The sequence below is a fragment of the Bradyrhizobium sp. UFLA05-108 genome, assembly GCF_059803455.1.
The window spans coordinates 1-15,267 of record NZ_JBANAZ010000081.1; the positions used below are offsets into that span (position 1 = coordinate 1).

Consider the following 15,267-nt stretch of genomic DNA (forward strand, 5'->3'; position numbering starts at 1 on the left):
ACCAGAAAGATTGACACAAAAGCGAAGGTGACGAGTGTCACCTTGTCTCCGTACCGTGTCAGCGAAAAGCTGAATGCCGGCGGCATGAAGCCCCACCAGGCAGCCAGGCCGCCGACGGCGGCAACCAGCACGCCCGGACCGACACCTCCCACGAGCGCTGTCAGCGCGACAGCCGGGTAGTACGCGATCAGTGGAGACGCATCCTGGTCAAGCCATTGAAGCCACGCCTCGAACAGGGTCGCGCCGACAGCGCAGACGACCGCAAAAGCGTAGGCCCGAACGGAGCCCGGAGGAATGCGCCGGCGCTGACGGGCCAGCGCTGCATCGACAGCCGCAGTCAGCTTATCCACATCGGCATGCCGCATTGTTTCACCGGGTAAGGGCAGCCTGAACCTTCCCGGTCAAAACCGTATCACAGTGCCGATGCCGGTAAAGTTGGCTTTAGCTGCCCGGAGATACCCTGATGGAAGAGATTGCCCCAGGCCTCCAGCGTCGTCGTCATCGATGGCGCGGCGATCGCGAGAAGGTCCTGAGTACTCTCGGCATCAGACCGTTAGAACAGCCTTCCCGTCACGCTCGCAGGCGACGCAGCCGTCAGGAACGACCCCCCCTTTGGGCCGTTCGACATGCGTAACAAATGGTTTTCCTACTAAGAGAGCTGCCGGTGAGCGTACTTCTCGTCGAGGACGATCCTCTGATCCGCGAATTCGTCGTCGAAGCGCTGCGCGAGGCCACCGGCTTCTCGCCATCTTAACCACATCCCGTGCCCGGCAGCTTCACAGTAAACAAACCCTACCATCCGGACGAGATCGTCCGGATGGTTAAGGAGCTCGGCGGGCAGAAGCGGATGCAGCAGGATTAGCGTCCCTCGGCAGTCAAACCGAGCTTCAACATCACTTGCGATCGGGCTCCTTGGCGGGCGGGCCGCTCTTATTTCCCGGCAGACCTTTGATGTTGGAAGTGTCCTGCTGCTGGACCGTCGGATTCTGCTGGTTCGAGGTCGTGCTAGAGCCGACGGTCTTTCCCGGCTCAGCGGCTGGACCATTCTTATTTCCCGGCTGGCCAGCTATTCCAGTACCCGAGTTCTGCGCGCTCGGGGCACCGGAGACGTCCGGCTTCGTGGTCTGGGCAAGTGCGGCCGGAGCGGAAAGCGCCAGAGCGAGTACAAGCCCGCCTGCAATGGACCTCATCGTGCATCCTCCTCTGAAACGATATTCGGAAGCGCGGGTGCCGCTACCTTCAACTCGAACGCCCGGTTGGCTCACGCGTTCCTCCATCGTCGCACTACGGAGGCGCCAGCATCTCGATTCTTCTTATTCGTCGCGATTTCGAGCGATGCCATCCCCGGCGAGATGCCGGACGCGCGCTGCTGGCAACCGACTGGAACACGCCGATGAACCGGTTCGTTGTTTCTCATGGACCGACTCCTGCTTCGCTTCATGTCCGTTACGCCCAGATACCCGGTGTGGGCGCGGTACCTTTTGAGCCTGGGGCTGGTCGGCCTGGCGTTCGTGGCGAAGCTTCTGCTCGACGATCAGTTGAGGCCCTATCCGCTGTTGCTGTTTATCCCGGCCATTTTCCTCGCCTCAGTCATCTTTGATCGCGGCTCCGGCTTTCTGGTCACAGGTGCGAGCGCGGCGCTGGCAGCGCGATACTTCATGCCATCGCCCCTGAGCGCCGAGATCCTGCCGCTGCTGATTTTCCTGGTGAGCGGGCTGTGCATTGCCGCTGTAACGGAAGCCTTGCGCAAGACATTGGAGAAGCACTCGGAAGCCAAGGCGTACGCAGACGTCCTCATGATGGAGCTGGCGCATCGGATCAGGAACGACCTGGCGACGATCATGTCGATCCTGCGGCTGCAGGCGCGATCTGACCCCAATCCCGCCGTGCAAGCGGCGATCACCTCCGCCCTGGCGCGGATCGAGGTGGTCGCAAAGGTCCACGACAGGCTGCGCGAGACAGCGGTCGACAGCACGGTCGATCTCGCGGCCTATCTGGAGGCGTTGTGTGGGAGCCTCGCCGATTTTCATCGGGGCGTGCGCCCGATTGCGATCCGAGTGTCCTGCGGCGAGATCGCGGTGAAGAGCTCGCAGGCAGCGTCGATTGGATTGATCGTCAACGAGCTGGTGACGAACGCGTTCAAGTACGCCTTTCCGGAGGGACGGGCGGGAACGGTGGAAGTTGATGTGCGGACGACAAACGAGAAGGTCGTGATCACGGTGCGCGACAATGGAATCGGATGCCCGGACGAGGCGCAAAGCGGCCTCGGAACCCGTCTGATCAACCTGATGACGGCACAGATGAAGGGAAGCATGACCAGGACGCCCTTGGCGCAAGGTTGCGAAGTCCAAGTGGTGGTCATCGTCGAAAGCTGATCACTGGCGTTCGTTCGAAGCTGGAGTCCGCTAATGCCTTTCACTCTACGGCCCTTGACAACCGTCCGTCTCCTGACCCTGCTGGCCGACGCGCGCGCAAGCGCGCGAATTCGGAACCTTCAGGACACTTGCGACGATGATTGTGATGTGCGGGTCGGCATGCCGCGAGTAAGCGCTCAGTCTGCACTTACCCATCCTGTTTCAAGCGGCTGTGGATGCAGCCGAAACTGAAGACGAGGCCCTCCGGCACCTCGTCCCTGCCCTTCCGGCGCTGGTTTTAATCTTGAAGGGTGAAACTAAGCGATCTGTCTCTGGATTTGTTTCCGGGGCAGCAACAAAGAAGAACCGCCAAGGAGGACAATTATGAACCACCTTAAAGCCGACGCACGAACAGCTAGAGGAGCTCTCTTGGCGACTGGCCTCGCCACGAGCGTTTTGGCGTTCTCCACGGCGAGCGCCTCGGCGGCCATTGCATGCAGAGGGGACTTTTGCTGGCGTATCCACCCACCCTATGCATACCGGCCGCCCCCAACGATTGTCATCCATCCTGACTATTGGAGGCCGCCAACGGCGACGATCGTCATTCACGAGCGCTGGCGTCCGGTCGAGCACTTCACTCGCGAGTACGTCGTTCGGGACTATGACGGCCTCGATGATCCCCATTGGTAGTCGGGCTAGGAGGGGCGATGGCCTCCTCAAGCGCGGCGGTCTTTAGTGCCTGCGTGGCCATGTTAGCAAGCCGCGCCCCATCCGAGCCACTGTTCGTCGACTTTTGTCTCACAATCAGAGGGCGCCCGGTCGATGTGATCTGCTCCAAGCCGGAGAGAAACCTTATGAGCTGCACAGTGCTGGTTGTGGATGATGACGCCCGCGTGCTGGATGTAATTGTAGGCATGCTGGAGGATCTGGACTGCGAAGCAATCCGCGCCGAGAGTGGCTTCGAAGCTCTCGATCAGCTTGAACGAAACGGTCGGATATCGATACTGATCACAGATATCAATATGCCTGGCATGGACGGGCATGAACTGGCCGAACGCGCAAGGCGCCTTCACCCGGAGTTAAAAGTTCTACAACTCTCTGGCCGCGAGCGTCGGCGCTACGGCTTGCCAATGATTCGAAAGCCTTTTTCTGCAGAAGATTTGTCGAGCGCCATGCAAGGTATACGTAGTTAAGCTAACGAGAGGCTCTCGACGTAAGCACGTTGACTCGGTCCATCGCCCGCGAAACGCGCCGCGCGGATGCGCCCGACTTACCTTCCGCTGAGCGAGAGACTGATGCGCGTAACGATGTCGTCCCAGTCGTGCTCTTCCCTCGCCGGGTAATTGATCAGGACGCAGTGAACCAATCCCCTCGAGAAGTTGCAGCGATCATACCAGACCTTATCGCCCTTGTAGCTCGACACAGCGAAAAAGCGAGATGTTACCCGCTTGTATTGTATGCGCTGCGGCGGATGCTTTTTCGCGAGAAAAGCAGCAGGTGAATCGTTCGAAACATTGGGGGCGGCCTGTACCGTGAGGTTGGCTCGGCCGTCAGCGGTTTGAAATCGCTGTCCGTAGCCGTCCGGCCGGCCCGCGTCTTCGGTAAAGATTGAGGCGGGGAAATCAACCGAAGTACTGGTCTGCGGGATGGAGTAGGTCGTCCATCTGACGGTTTGCGCCGAGACCATGGATGTCGAGGCAGCGAGTCCAAAAACGAGCGTCAGCACTGTCGGTTTCATCGGCTCTCCTTCGGTCGAGCATGAAATGCGCGAGCGCGCTTCCTTCGTATCCATCGATCAGAGAAAGCGGCAGGGCAAGCTGCGTTCCAACCGACGAAGGCCTTCGTCCAGAGATTTCGGCTTCGGCGGCGGTTCTTTTCGCTCTTCGTCTCCGGACCGATCAGATCGGCGTTCTCTCCGAAGAACACGCTTAGTGCTGGCGACTAGATCTTGAGCGGCGATTTCAGAGGCTGGCGGCCTACCTTCGGACGGTTTGGTCATGCAGTGGATCCCCGAGCGCCAACCTAGTGCTCAGGCTGGCCGCCTCGTCGCAGATGAGCTTCATCACTCCCGCAGACCGGCATTCGCATCGCATACGGCACCGACAACCCGCAGGCCGCGTCCACTCAGCTCTCCTTCTTGAGCACCGTCTTGACCACGCCGATCGGCCATCTTTCTCCCTCCGGAATAGCCCGCACCGTCACGCCGCTGCCGACCAGCAGGTGTGAGCCCACTTCCTCGCTGGATTTCACCACGGTGAGTTCGGTCTCCGGTTTCCAGTCCAGCGTGAGATCGAGGTCGCCGGGAAAGATCTGCCATCGCGATCCATCGTCGAGTTCGACGATGTGACTCTCAGAGTGGAAGCGGATCCTCACGCGCAAGCCTCCCCGCCGCAGCGGAGACATCCGGCGGGCAACGTATCGGTGTCGATGATCACGGTGTCCTCGCTCCCGTCATCTATCGCGCCAAGTGTGGCACCGCTGCGAGCCGGCCAATTGTCCGGAAGGTCACTTCTGGCCCGCTGGCGCCTGGGCATTCGAATTGTTCGTGTTCTTCTTGTTCGCCTCATGATGTCCGATCACGCAACCGGCGGCGGCGCCGACTTTGCCGTGCCCTGCCATGTGGCCGGCGACACCGCCGACAATTGCGCCCTTGATGCAGCCCTTCGCGTCCGCGCCCGAGGCCGAAGCAAGCGCCACTGCGGCGCAGGCCGCTGTGAGGATCCATTTCATGAGCATTCTCCGAGTTCTACCTCCGGATCAATTCGGGCCGGAGGCGGCCGTTCCCCCGACCGGGGGCGCGCGCCAGCAAGCTGGCTTTCGCATCGCACATGCCGGGCCGCCAGATTCGACAACAATCTCGACGTCCCCTCGGCCGCACTGGCGAAGGCGCTCTCCAATGCACCGGCGCGGACCTCGATATCGAGAAGCTGAAGGGTCATCGTGACCTTTTGCGGCGCAGGCCTTCTGCTGTCCCTCGTGGTTGCGATGGCCTGCGGCCCGGACGTGGGGCGGAGCTCTTTCAGGACGAGACGAGCCGACGTCGTCAAGCCGCGCGATCAGACGTCGCGCGACGGAGAGCGCGGTGAACCCCTCTGCGATCCAATTGTTTGTGTTCCAAGCTCGAAACTTTCGAGTGACGCCCGCCCCGGCGCCGAGAAGTCCATTGCCCCTCGGCGCCGAGGCACGCCAGCAACCGTACCGTTTTTCCCTTTGTTCGGCTGCGCCGGAAACTAGAAAGGAAAATCGATGAAGAAGATCGCAATGGTAGCGGCGATCGTCGGCGGTTTCGGTGACCTCCATGGCGGCGCCATTCCCATGCGGAAGCCCGCGTCCGCGGATTCGGTCCCGCGCTCGCTGGCGGCCTTCCCGCGGGAGCCGTGGTCGGCGACCTTGCCTTTCGGGCTACGAATGGGGTCTACGGCAACTACGGTACGCTCCAGGCTACTATAGGGCTACTACGGCGGACCCACGCGTAGCACTACGGATACGATGCGCCTTACCGCTGGGGCGGCGGGCTGGCACCATCACCCTTGGTGAAACCGCGTCAGCGAAGGCGATATCAGGCCGCGCTCCGGATGGGTGTCGCCTTCAAGTCACCACGTTCCGCCGAAGAAGTCGTGGTCGAAGGCCAGCCGTCGTTCGGGCAGCCTTCTCGCCGATTTCGCCGACCGCTTCGCCGGCGGACGATCCTCTGCGCGTCTCCGCGCCGGCGGCTCCTTCTTGGACTGAGGAGACGGCATGGCGGCCAGTGCCTCGCGCGCGAAATGTTCGCGTTCCTCGGGCATCGGCTCCCCGGTTGCCAGGGCCGGAAGGTCGGTGCGCGGGCGCGTGTCGAACACGATCTTCTCCGGAAGGCTCCTCGCCGAACGGATGCGGATGATCGTCCTGTCGAGATCGCTCGCGTCGGTGCGATCGACTGGCGCCGGAAGATACCACTCGGCGGCGAACAGCAGCGCGAGCAGCATCCCGCCCACGAATACGAAGTATCGGATGATCGGCATGGTACCGCCGGTTTCAGCTCAAGGAATCGCTTCTCGGCGGGTCGCCGGACGTCAGCTTGCGGCGGGCCGCCTCCTCCTCCGCGGCCCGCCGCGACGGGCGGAGTTAGTCCACCTCTTGGACGACGGTGCGCGTCGCCGGATCGACCAGCATCACGCGCTCGCCGGAGTAGACATAGCGATACTTGGTGAGCGAGGGACCCCACTCGGCGGGGACCGCCTCGAGCTCGACGTCGCGCGGCACGGGCGAACCGACGACGATCTTCTCGCGGGTCTCGACCGGTCGGATCTTGTGCTCGGTGACGTAGGTGCGGATCTTGGTGCGGTACTCCGGCTCGATCTGCACGGCCGCGTGGCCGGCCCCGGTTGTGGTGACGGTCGTCGACTGAGCCATCGCGCCCGTCGAGATCAGCGCGGCGGCCGCGGATATCAGCAGCAGCTTCTTCATGAGTCTCTCCTCGCCGCTCCATGCGGCGCTGCGTGAACACGTGAATGATGGCAATGTTCCGGAGCCAGGGCAGAACTACTTCCTCTTTTTCCTGATGCGGAACCGGAACGAAGCTCGATCCCGGCGACTGGCTGGACCATCCTCGAGTCGTGGTGACCGTCGTTTGCCGAGTCTCATTCGCAGCCAACACGGCAATCCTCACTGGCGAAGTTCCGCGCCGCAGCGGGGACATCCCACGAGCCATTCCGTGATTTTTTGCGGCGCAGGCCTTCTGTCCCTCGTGCGATGGCCTACGGCGGGGACCTCGGGGCGGAGCTCTTGTAGGCGCGTCGGCAGGCGCCGCCGCGAAGGTCAGCTCACGCTGTGTCGCGCCGCGCGCTGCACCAAGGCGCGCCAGCTTCGATCATGCTTCGCCTGTCGCGCCGTGCTTCCATCCACTGCACCTGAGCCGCGCGGCAGCTTGCTCGGAAAGCTCCCCGATTCAAAGTGTTAGGTTGTCCTGCCGTTCTCGCTCACGCCGCGCAACGCTCGGCGGTCCGAACACGCATCGGCTTGCCCCCGGGAGGCTGTCTTGGACCATCATCGAGCTCGCGCAGCGCCTCGAGTATTTCGTCGATAGTGACGGGAGCCTTCAACCCTTCCGGAGCCCGCAGGGACGGGCAGGATGCGATCGCAGATGCATCCGAGGCCCATGAGGCCAAAATGGCCCGCTTCTCGCCGAGGCTGAGGCCCGGATGAGAGACCACATCCCGCGGGTGTTCGAACCTGGTGCCGGGATGAAGCATGTAATCGAAATCGAATACGTTGTCGTGGGTCGCGGTCGTCGGCCGCATGGTCGCCTCCTGATTTGGACGAGTTGCCTGTGCCGCCGCGCGTGTCCGCGTCGGCGTTGATCCTGGAGTCTCAAGCCGATTAAGCCGCCTTTGATTCGATCTGCTTGACGTTGCCCGAGGTCGCACCGTTGATATCGATGCGGCGCGGTTTCATCGCCTCGGGAATCTCCCGCTGCAGGTCGATGATCAGCAGGCCGTTCTCGAACCGGGCGCCCTTCACCTCGACGTGGTCGGCCAGCGTGAACTGCCGCTTGAAGTTGCGCGCCGATATGCCGCGATGCAGGAAGGTCTTCTCCTCCTTCTCGGCCTTGTGGCCTTCCAGCGTCAGCACGTTTTGCTCGACCGTGAGCGCGACCTCGTCCGGCGAGAAGCCGGCAAGCGCAACCGAGATCTGGAAGCGATTCTCCTCGAGACGTTCGATGTTGTACGGGGGATAGGTCTCTTCGGCGGTCCGCTGGACCTCGTCGAGAACGTCGAAAAGGCGGTCGAAACCGATGGTCGACCTCCACAGGGGAGTCCAATCATACCTCATAGCCAAATCCTCCTCAGAGCAAGATGGGTACGAGCCGGCACCGGACACCTAACCGGCACCCGCCTTGCAGGGCCCCTAAGGCACCCTGGCCGCGGCTGCGGCGACAGAAAAATTTGGAAGCCGCGAAAAAGTTTCAAGCGGTCGTGCGATTTTTTTCGCAAGACATTGGTTAGGGATTGCCGTCGCAATGAGCCGGCAACTCGAATCCTTCCGCAAGATCGTTCGCGCCGAAAGGGCGGAGCGCGGCACTGAGCGAGGCGTTCTCGCCACCAGAAGCGACCCGCAGGAAAGCGGTCGACTTCCGCACGGACGGCCAGCCGGCAGATTCGCTTGGCGGTCGTGTCTGCCGACGAGCAGTCCTCGTTAGCGGAAGCCTCCCTTACGGCGAATGGGGCAGTTCTTTAGAACTTGAGGGTGGTGCGCACCCCGAACACCGCCGCGTTCTTGAGTCCCCTTCCCGCCAAGGATCCCAAAGGATCAGTCGCGCCACCGCCAGGATGAATGATGTACTGGAAGCTGGGCTGCAAGGTCCAGCCGTCGCGCACCTGATACTGATAAACCGCGGTCAGCAGTCCTTCAAAGCTGCGCATTGGCCAGTTTGGATTGACGAAGGCTCGGTAGTCGGCATCGAGCGCCTGCGCACGCTTCGAGACTTGCGCATAACCGGCCGCAATTCCGAACTTGTCGTCGGGCCGACCATCGCTGAGCCCGATGAATTCGATGCCGGCATCGGCATAGAGATCGATGAGGTTACGATCGGCCGGCGCGCCAGAGACACGCGCGAATACGCCGACGCCGCGATCATCACTGTGCGGTACGCGATAGACTTTCTGCTCGAACACCGCCCATCCGCCGATGTCGCCGGACAGCAGCAGGGGCGCGCCACTGCTCGCGGGCGCCGCCAGCGACACGCCGTTTGAGGCGAGCCGCTGATCGGCGAAGGAACCGAAATGGCGCCAGCCTCCAAACTTGATTTGCCCGGCAGGGTTGGGATCCCCTTTCTTGTTGTTCCAGGCGTACTGGATTTGCCCAAGAAGCAGGGGCGGATCGTTGACGCGAAAATTGATGCCGTAGCGGTCGCGCTCCTGAGGATCGCCGGGTCCGGGGCCTGCCTGGTTGCCGTCAAAGATCCCGCCAAGGACGGACAGTTGATCGGTGATATTGACAAGCAACCTTGTGCCCATCGCCGCCAAAGGAGGCGACGGCCCGCCGCTCGGCAGATCAATGGATGTGATCGCCGGCCAGCCCATCGAGGCGTTGGTCAAGACATCGGTGTATTTGGTGTTGAAGAACTCACTGTCGGCGGCAAGCTGGCCGAACTTCAGCGAGACCTTCTTGTTTCCCCACTGCTTCTCGAAATAGGCTTCATACAACCGGGTGGATGGCAGCGCTTCGATGCCGCTGACCACGAACAAATTGCCGAGATTGCTGCGCGATAATCCCTCACCATGGATCTGAAACATATTGGCGTGGAATGTAAGCTTGTCGATGCCGGCGAGCTTTTGCAGATCGACATCCACTGCGAGGTTCAGCCGCCCTTCATAGATGGCACCTTGTTTCAGTCCACCGGAGATATTGCCAAGTGTCTCGCCGATGTAGGTGGCTGCAAACTTGACCCCATATCTCTGGAAGGGATTTGGCAGGATCCCTAAGGTTTTTTCCTCAACGGTGCTCTCGCCGGTGTCGGGGTCTGCCGGCTTGTCCTCATCCGTCTTCTTGTCTTCCTGCGCGAGAGCGTGGGTTGCCGCAAACACAGCAGCAAGCAGGATCGTATGCGAGAGGCGTCGAATGCTCTTGCTCAATGCAGACCCATCGTGGGTTAACCCACCATTGTTGTGCGGCTGAACCATTGGGACATGGCGGCACAGCCAATTCAAGAGGTCGGATTCCTCTGCAAGTGGCATTCAATGGCCCAGGACCGTTCCTGACCATCCCGTGCCCAAGCAGTACTATGCGGTCAATCAGCGCTTCCATCTCGGCTACATTTGTCGTTGACCTCCCGCTCAGCTTGAAGCCAGAAATCCCAATCGCGTCCCGACGGGCACCCACTCTGTTCCCAAAGCTCGTAGGCACGCGCGCTGATCTGTGACCGCCGGGACAACGCGAAGAGCTTCTGTTTGAGTTCGTGAGCCAACCGCAACAGCCGCCGCACCGTGGTCTCATCTTTGATGGAGGCCGCAACGCGTTTAGCCAGCTCGATCTGATGCTGTAGATCTTGCTCGTTTTCCATGACTGCGCCTCGGCGTTAGACGGCGCTGCTCGATTTTTTCTCGATTTGTCACTCTGAAAGGACGGTGCAATGTTGGGCCGTAGCCAGCAACCTACTATTCACGTGAGGCAGAGTTACGAGGCCCGATCAACCGCGGCAATCTGCAGGCGCACCTCATTGAGCGCCAACCGGGCAATTAAGGTGTTTACTTGGTGCGGATCATCCATTTTTCTGCAGCCGCGAAGTCGCTGATCACGGATCGAATGATTATCGTAAGCCAAAGAACGAAAGAATAACAGCGATCACAACTATCAGCCCTATCAGATAAATCAGACGGTTCATCGCGCTTGTGCTCCTCAACAAGGATCGTTGCTCAACAGGGTGGTTGCAAACTCCTACGCTAGGGTCGCAGGTTCTTTCTTTGGGGTGGAGTGCTCAAGGGCCGCTGCCCTTTCGAGCTCAACCTCCTTCTGAATGCCCGCTAACGAGTTGCCAATCTTATCGACGATCCTGACCAGATCAGCATCGGAGATGCCAAGGCGTCTCCGCATAGATTTCACCTGCTTCGCGTCCGCGAGGTCGAGCGTCGTGCGAACGGGGCGTGGCGGTCTCAATCGCAGCATGGCCGGGCTCCTGATTTGATTAAGCGGGGGCAGGTCCTGTTTGTTCCACGAGAGCATAGCCTGCCGCTGTTCTCGGGTGGATGTGCAATGAGCGCGGGCTTTGACGAAGGACGCCTTTTTGGCCGGCACGTGCTCGCTTAGCTGCGGCTACCGAGTCGAACCAGCTTGGAGATGGCGCGTTGGATATCCTCTGAAAAAGAGGAGGACGACATGGATTGGAACCGCGTCGAAGGAAACTGGAAGCAGGTAAAAGGCAAAGTCAAGGAGCAGTGGGGTAAGCTCACCGACGATGACTTAGATGCCATCGATGGAAAACAAGAGCAGTTGGAAGGAAAACTTCAGCAGCGTTACGGCTACCAGAAGGACCAAGCGAGAAAAGAGCTCAACGATTGGTTTGGTCGCCAGAAATGGTAGCCGCTTAAAGCCCGCCGACCACCGCGCGGGCTTTCTTTTTGCGTGGCTTGCGCTGAAAGCGCTCGTACGATCCATGGTCCACGGACAAGCTCCGAAGATTACATGCAGTTGCCGCAAGAACCAAGTCAGGCGAGCAGCGACGGTGCGTCAGCGGTTTAACATCAGGGCCGCCAGCTAGGTACAATTGTCTCGGCTGCGTGCTCACGTCCGGGCCGATACCGGCGCCTTCTGCCGCAGCGAGCCTTCCGAACGCTCACGATCTTCACCGCTTGGAAATGAACAAGGCGTCCACCCGGACGTTACTTTTGGATATACGTGGTATCCTGGGAAGCAGGGAGCGCTTTGATCTCCGACCAGCAGCGGCAATGTCCTCGTCCAATGGTACAAGCAAGACCAGCGACGCCGCCCGCCGCCAGCGGAGAAGGAGCAATTCGTTACTGCTGGTCTTGGCCGTCGGATTTCTTGTTTTTGGCGCCGCGGCGGGCGCACTGTACTATGCGTTGCGGCCGGAAATTCTCCGGATTGCAGTCGGACCGCTGGGAAGCAACGATCAAAAGGTAATTCAGGCGATGGCCGATGCCTTCGCCAGCGAAAGCAGAACCGTCAGGCTGTCTCCGATTGTAACCGACGGGGCGGTGGAAGCTCTCGCCATGCTCAGGGCCGGCAAGGCCGATCTTGCGGTCGGCCGTGCCGATCTGGACATGCCCACCGACGCGCAGATCGTCGCCACTATGCGGAAAAACTTCGTTGTGCTGTGGTCGCCCTCCGGAGTCGGCGGAAAGAGCTCCAGGAGAAAGCACGCACCGAAAATCAAGGAGATCGCCGACCTCGCCGGGCACCGTGTTGGCGTGATCGGCCGGACCCCTGCGAATTCCGAGTTGCTGCGGGTCATCCTGAGCGCTGCCGGCGTCGAGGCGGACAAAGTTGCGGTTTCGCACTTTGGCACGGACCACATCGAGGAGCTGGCGCGCGACCTGACCGTCGATGCGTTCATGGCGGTCGGTCCGCTCGACAGCAAAATCACGTCCGACGCCATCGCCGCAACGGCTCGGGCGCGAGGGGAGCCGAAGTTTCTTGCGATCGAGGCATCGGAAGCCATCGCCTTGAAGCACCCGCGTTATGAGTCCGAGGAAATTCCGCCCAACGTCTTCAATGCGGATCCAGCTTGGCCGGATGACAAGGTTGAGACGGTCAGCGTCAGCCACCTGATCGTGGCGCGAAAGACTTTGTCTGAAACGACTGTGGCGGCCTTTTTCCGGCAACTCTTCGCGGTTCGTCAGGCCATTGCCCGGCAAGTGCCTGGTGCTGCACATATGACCAAGCCGGACACCGAGAAAGACGCCGAGCTACCGGTACATCGGGGAGCGGCGGCAGTCATCGACGGCAACGAACGCACCTTCCTCGACAGGTACGGCGATTACTTCTGGTTTGCGCTCCTGCTCCTCTCCGCGATCGGTTCGGCCGGCGCTTGGTTGCGTCGCTATTTGAATCGGGACGAAAGGGAAGAAAACACCAGCCATCGCAACAGAATCCTGGCGATGGTTTCCAGCGCCCGGACCGCGGAATCCAACCAGGAATTATTGGCCCTGCAGCGTGAAGCCGACGCCATCATCAGCGAAACCCTTGAATGTTACGATGTCGGCGCCATTGAGGAGGAGGAACTCGCGGCCTTTGGCCTTGTGCTCGAACTGTTGAGCCATGCCATCGTCGAGAGGCGAGGCGCGTTGCAAGAAGGCGGCACCTCCGAACCGGTTCGTGGCGGTGGGATCCGCCACAGCCTTACGCCTCGAGGATGACGTGACCAGGTGAAAGCTGTCGTCCCGATCGGCACTGACGTAGGAACCTAGCAGCTTAAGCAAAGTGAAAGGTCAGGACTGGCCGATTTGGGCGTTTGTCCGCGACGTCTCGGCGGCTGTCCGAAGCCTCGACGCTCTACATCGTGATGTCGAACCGGGCGCCCGCGCTCTCGCCTTGCCGAGAGGCAATGCTTATGTGATCTGCAGCGCCCCCAAAGAGACAATGGGAGGTATGCTCATGGACGCGCCCAGCAAAGAATTTGCGCTGGCAGGCAGCCTTGAGGAGCTGAGGCTCAAGGGCCGGCTCGTCATACACGGTGGCCCACGTCCGATCCTTGTCGTCTACGACCGCGGGCGCGTCTTCGCCCTCGACAATCGGTGTCCGCACATGGGCTTCCCGCTCGAGCGCGGCAGCGTTGAGGACGGCATCTTGACCTGTCACTGGCACCACGCTCGCTTCGATCTCGAAAGCGGCTGCACCTTCGACCTGTGGGCGGACGACGCGCCGATCTGCCCAGTCGAGGTGCGCAATGGTGAGGTCTGGGTGAAGATCACATTCACGCAGGCCGATCCCGCCGTGCACTGGCAGCAGCGGCTTGCGGACGGCCTCGCCCACGACCTCGGCCTCGTCATTGCCAAGGCCATTCATGGTCAGCTCACGGCCGGCGTGCCGCAGGCCGAAACCGTCCGGCAGGTGGCGTTGTTCGGGGCCCTAAATCGTGACGGCTGGGGCGTCGGTCTTACGATCCTTACGGCACTCGGCAATCTCCTGCCTGCGCTGCCGAAAGAGGAGGCCTTTCTCGCCCTCTTCCACGGCGCGCGCCGCGTCGCGGAGGACTGCGACGGCGAAGCGCCGCGGCGGGAACGCGCGCCGCTTGGCAGCCGGCCGGATCCGGCTGCGCTCAAGGGCTGGCTGCGACGTTGGACGACCGTGCGCCATCGCGAGGCGGCCGAGCGAACCCTGCTCACGGCGATTGCGGCCGGCTTCTCCTCGGCTGAGCTCGCTAATGCCCTGTTCGCCGCCGCGACCGAGCGAGCGTTCGCCGACACCGGGCACTCGCTCGACTTCATCAACAAGGCATTCGAGTGCCTCGACCTGGTCGGCTGGCAACACGGGGCGGCTCTGCTGCCGACTGTCGTCGGTCAGATGGTCGCCGCCCGTGGCGCCGAAGAATCGACAACCTGGCGTCAGCCCGTCGACCTTGTCGCGTTGTGTGAGGACTCAACCCGCAAACTCGCGGACCTGTTCGCGGCGGAACGTGGTTCGCGCGAGTGGTCGGGCCGCGCCGCGCTTGCTCAAGAGCTGCTCGGTGACGATCCGGCCAGGATCGTAGACGCACTAGAGGAGGCGATCCGCGCCGGTGCCGCCGCTGCCGACCTTGGCCAATGCCTCGCGTACGCGGCCGCGCTCAGGGTCGCGCGCTTCGGCCATGCCAACGAGCACGCCGATTGGGAGACGGCACATCACGTCTTCATCTATGCCAACGCGGTACACCAGATGCTGAGGCGGATCGGGACTGCCAACATCGACAGTGACTTGACGGCGGTCCGCGGCGTCTTGCATGGAGTGATGGCGCTCTACCTTGCGCGCTATCTCAACGTGCCGCCGGCGCGCATTCCGGGCGACGGCGGCGAGCAGCTCGATGATCTGCCCGCGGATCAAGGGGCGATCGGCGCCGCCTTGCTTGATGCTTTCGACCGGCAGAGGCAGGTCGATCTCGCCGCGAGGCTGGTGGCACGGCATTTCACGCTCGGCCATTCGCCGCAGGCGCTGATCGCCACGCTCGTACACGCGGTGCTGCGCGAAGATGCAGGCTTCCATTCGTACCAGATGCTGGAGGCGGGAGTCCGGCAGTTCGGCGCGTGGGGCGACACGGACGAGGGCCGGCACATCCTCATCGCGGTGGCCCGCTATCTGGCAGCCCACTCGCCGACCGAACGCGCTTCCCTGCAGACGGCCGACATCGCCCGCCGCTTGATGCGGGGTGGCGAGCTCCATCTGGAGGTTGGATCGTCCTGACGTCACGCGCTGAAAGCGCACTACATTATGGTCGATCTGA

General features: G+C 61.6%; 16 protein-coding genes. 5 read left to right on the forward strand and 11 right to left on the reverse strand.

From position 1 onward, the window contains the following. The coding region (locus SO140_RS38570; RefSeq protein WP_498543856.1) for a DUF4118 domain-containing protein at nucleotides 1-365 on the reverse strand (365 nt) is incomplete at its 3' end. A 528-nt stretch (nucleotides 366-893) separates the two neighbouring features. Beyond that, a complete protein-coding gene (locus SO140_RS38575) occupies nucleotides 894-1,190 on the reverse strand; it encodes a hypothetical protein (protein WP_474801648.1) in 297 nt (98 codons plus the stop codon). A 225-nt stretch (nucleotides 1,191-1,415) separates the two neighbouring features. Between SO140_RS38575 and SO140_RS38580 the strand changes: the two genes are divergently transcribed. Continuing rightward, entirely contained in the window at nucleotides 1,416-2,375 is a 960-nt protein-coding gene (locus SO140_RS38580; protein WP_498543857.1) for a sensor histidine kinase, read from the forward strand. 686 nt (nucleotides 2,376-3,061) lie between these two features. Continuing rightward, nucleotides 3,062-3,547 (forward strand): response regulator, encoded by a 486-nt coding sequence (locus SO140_RS38585; protein WP_498543858.1) that lies wholly within the window; start codon nucleotides 3,062-3,064, stop codon nucleotides 3,545-3,547. A gap of 77 nt (nucleotides 3,548-3,624) precedes the next feature. Here the strand turns inward: SO140_RS38585 and SO140_RS38590 are convergent, their stop codons facing one another. The 9 genes from SO140_RS38590 to SO140_RS38630 all read right to left on the reverse strand — a co-directional run bounded on the left by SO140_RS38590 (nucleotide 3,625) and on the right by SO140_RS38630 (nucleotide 10,395). Further along, nucleotides 3,625-4,092 carry a hypothetical protein gene (locus tag SO140_RS38590; protein WP_474801654.1) on the reverse strand — a complete coding sequence of 156 codons (468 nt, stop codon included), beginning with the start codon at nucleotides 4,090-4,092 and terminating at the stop codon, nucleotides 3,625-3,627. Nucleotides 4,093-4,478: 386 nt separating this feature from the next. After that, on the reverse strand, nucleotides 4,479-4,727 hold the full coding sequence (locus tag SO140_RS38595; RefSeq protein WP_474801656.1) for a hypothetical protein: 249 nt from the start codon (nucleotides 4,725-4,727) through the stop codon (nucleotides 4,479-4,481). Nucleotides 4,728-4,859: 132 nt separating this feature from the next. After that, nucleotides 4,860-5,084, reverse strand: coding sequence for a hypothetical protein (locus tag SO140_RS38600; protein WP_474801658.1), 225 nt, complete (start codon nucleotides 5,082-5,084; stop codon nucleotides 4,860-4,862). Nucleotides 5,085-5,947: 863 nt separating this feature from the next. Beyond that, nucleotides 5,948-6,319: a hypothetical protein gene (locus SO140_RS38605; RefSeq protein ID WP_474801660.1), complete on the reverse strand. Its 372-nt coding sequence runs from the start codon at nucleotides 6,317-6,319 to the stop codon at nucleotides 5,948-5,950. A 139-nt stretch (nucleotides 6,320-6,458) separates the two neighbouring features. After that, a complete protein-coding gene (locus SO140_RS38610) occupies nucleotides 6,459-6,800 on the reverse strand; it encodes a DUF1236 domain-containing protein (RefSeq protein ID WP_498541572.1) in 342 nt (113 codons plus the stop codon). Nucleotides 6,801-7,312: 512 nt separating this feature from the next. Beyond that, complete coding sequence (locus SO140_RS38615) at nucleotides 7,313-7,633, reverse strand: hypothetical protein (RefSeq protein WP_498543859.1); 321 nt, start codon at nucleotides 7,631-7,633, stop codon at nucleotides 7,313-7,315. 79 nt (nucleotides 7,634-7,712) lie between these two features. Beyond that, nucleotides 7,713-8,165: an Hsp20 family protein gene (locus SO140_RS38620; RefSeq protein ID WP_474801666.1), complete on the reverse strand. Its 453-nt coding sequence runs from the start codon at nucleotides 8,163-8,165 to the stop codon at nucleotides 7,713-7,715. 401 nt (nucleotides 8,166-8,566) lie between these two features. Further along, nucleotides 8,567-9,955 (reverse strand): carbohydrate porin, encoded by a 1,389-nt coding sequence (locus SO140_RS38625; RefSeq protein WP_498543865.1) that lies wholly within the window; start codon nucleotides 9,953-9,955, stop codon nucleotides 8,567-8,569. Nucleotides 9,956-10,122: 167 nt separating this feature from the next. Beyond that, nucleotides 10,123-10,395 (reverse strand): DUF2934 domain-containing protein, encoded by a 273-nt coding sequence (locus SO140_RS38630; protein WP_498543860.1) that lies wholly within the window; start codon nucleotides 10,393-10,395, stop codon nucleotides 10,123-10,125. An 812-nt stretch (nucleotides 10,396-11,207) separates the two neighbouring features. On the opposite strand from SO140_RS38630, the gene SO140_RS38635 reads away from it, so the two are divergent. The 3 genes from SO140_RS38635 (at nucleotide 11,208) to SO140_RS38645 (ending at nucleotide 15,227) form a co-directional block, all read left to right on the forward strand. After that, nucleotides 11,208-11,411 (forward strand): CsbD family protein, encoded by a 204-nt coding sequence (locus SO140_RS38635; protein WP_474801670.1) that lies wholly within the window; start codon nucleotides 11,208-11,210, stop codon nucleotides 11,409-11,411. A gap of 365 nt (nucleotides 11,412-11,776) precedes the next feature. Then, nucleotides 11,777-13,207: a TAXI family TRAP transporter solute-binding subunit gene (locus SO140_RS38640; RefSeq protein WP_474801752.1), complete on the forward strand. Its 1,431-nt coding sequence runs from the start codon at nucleotides 11,777-11,779 to the stop codon at nucleotides 13,205-13,207. A 238-nt stretch (nucleotides 13,208-13,445) separates the two neighbouring features. After that, complete coding sequence (locus SO140_RS38645; protein WP_474801672.1) at nucleotides 13,446-15,227, forward strand: Rieske (2Fe-2S) protein; 1,782 nt, start codon at nucleotides 13,446-13,448, stop codon at nucleotides 15,225-15,227. Nucleotides 15,228-15,267 lie beyond the last annotated feature (40 nt).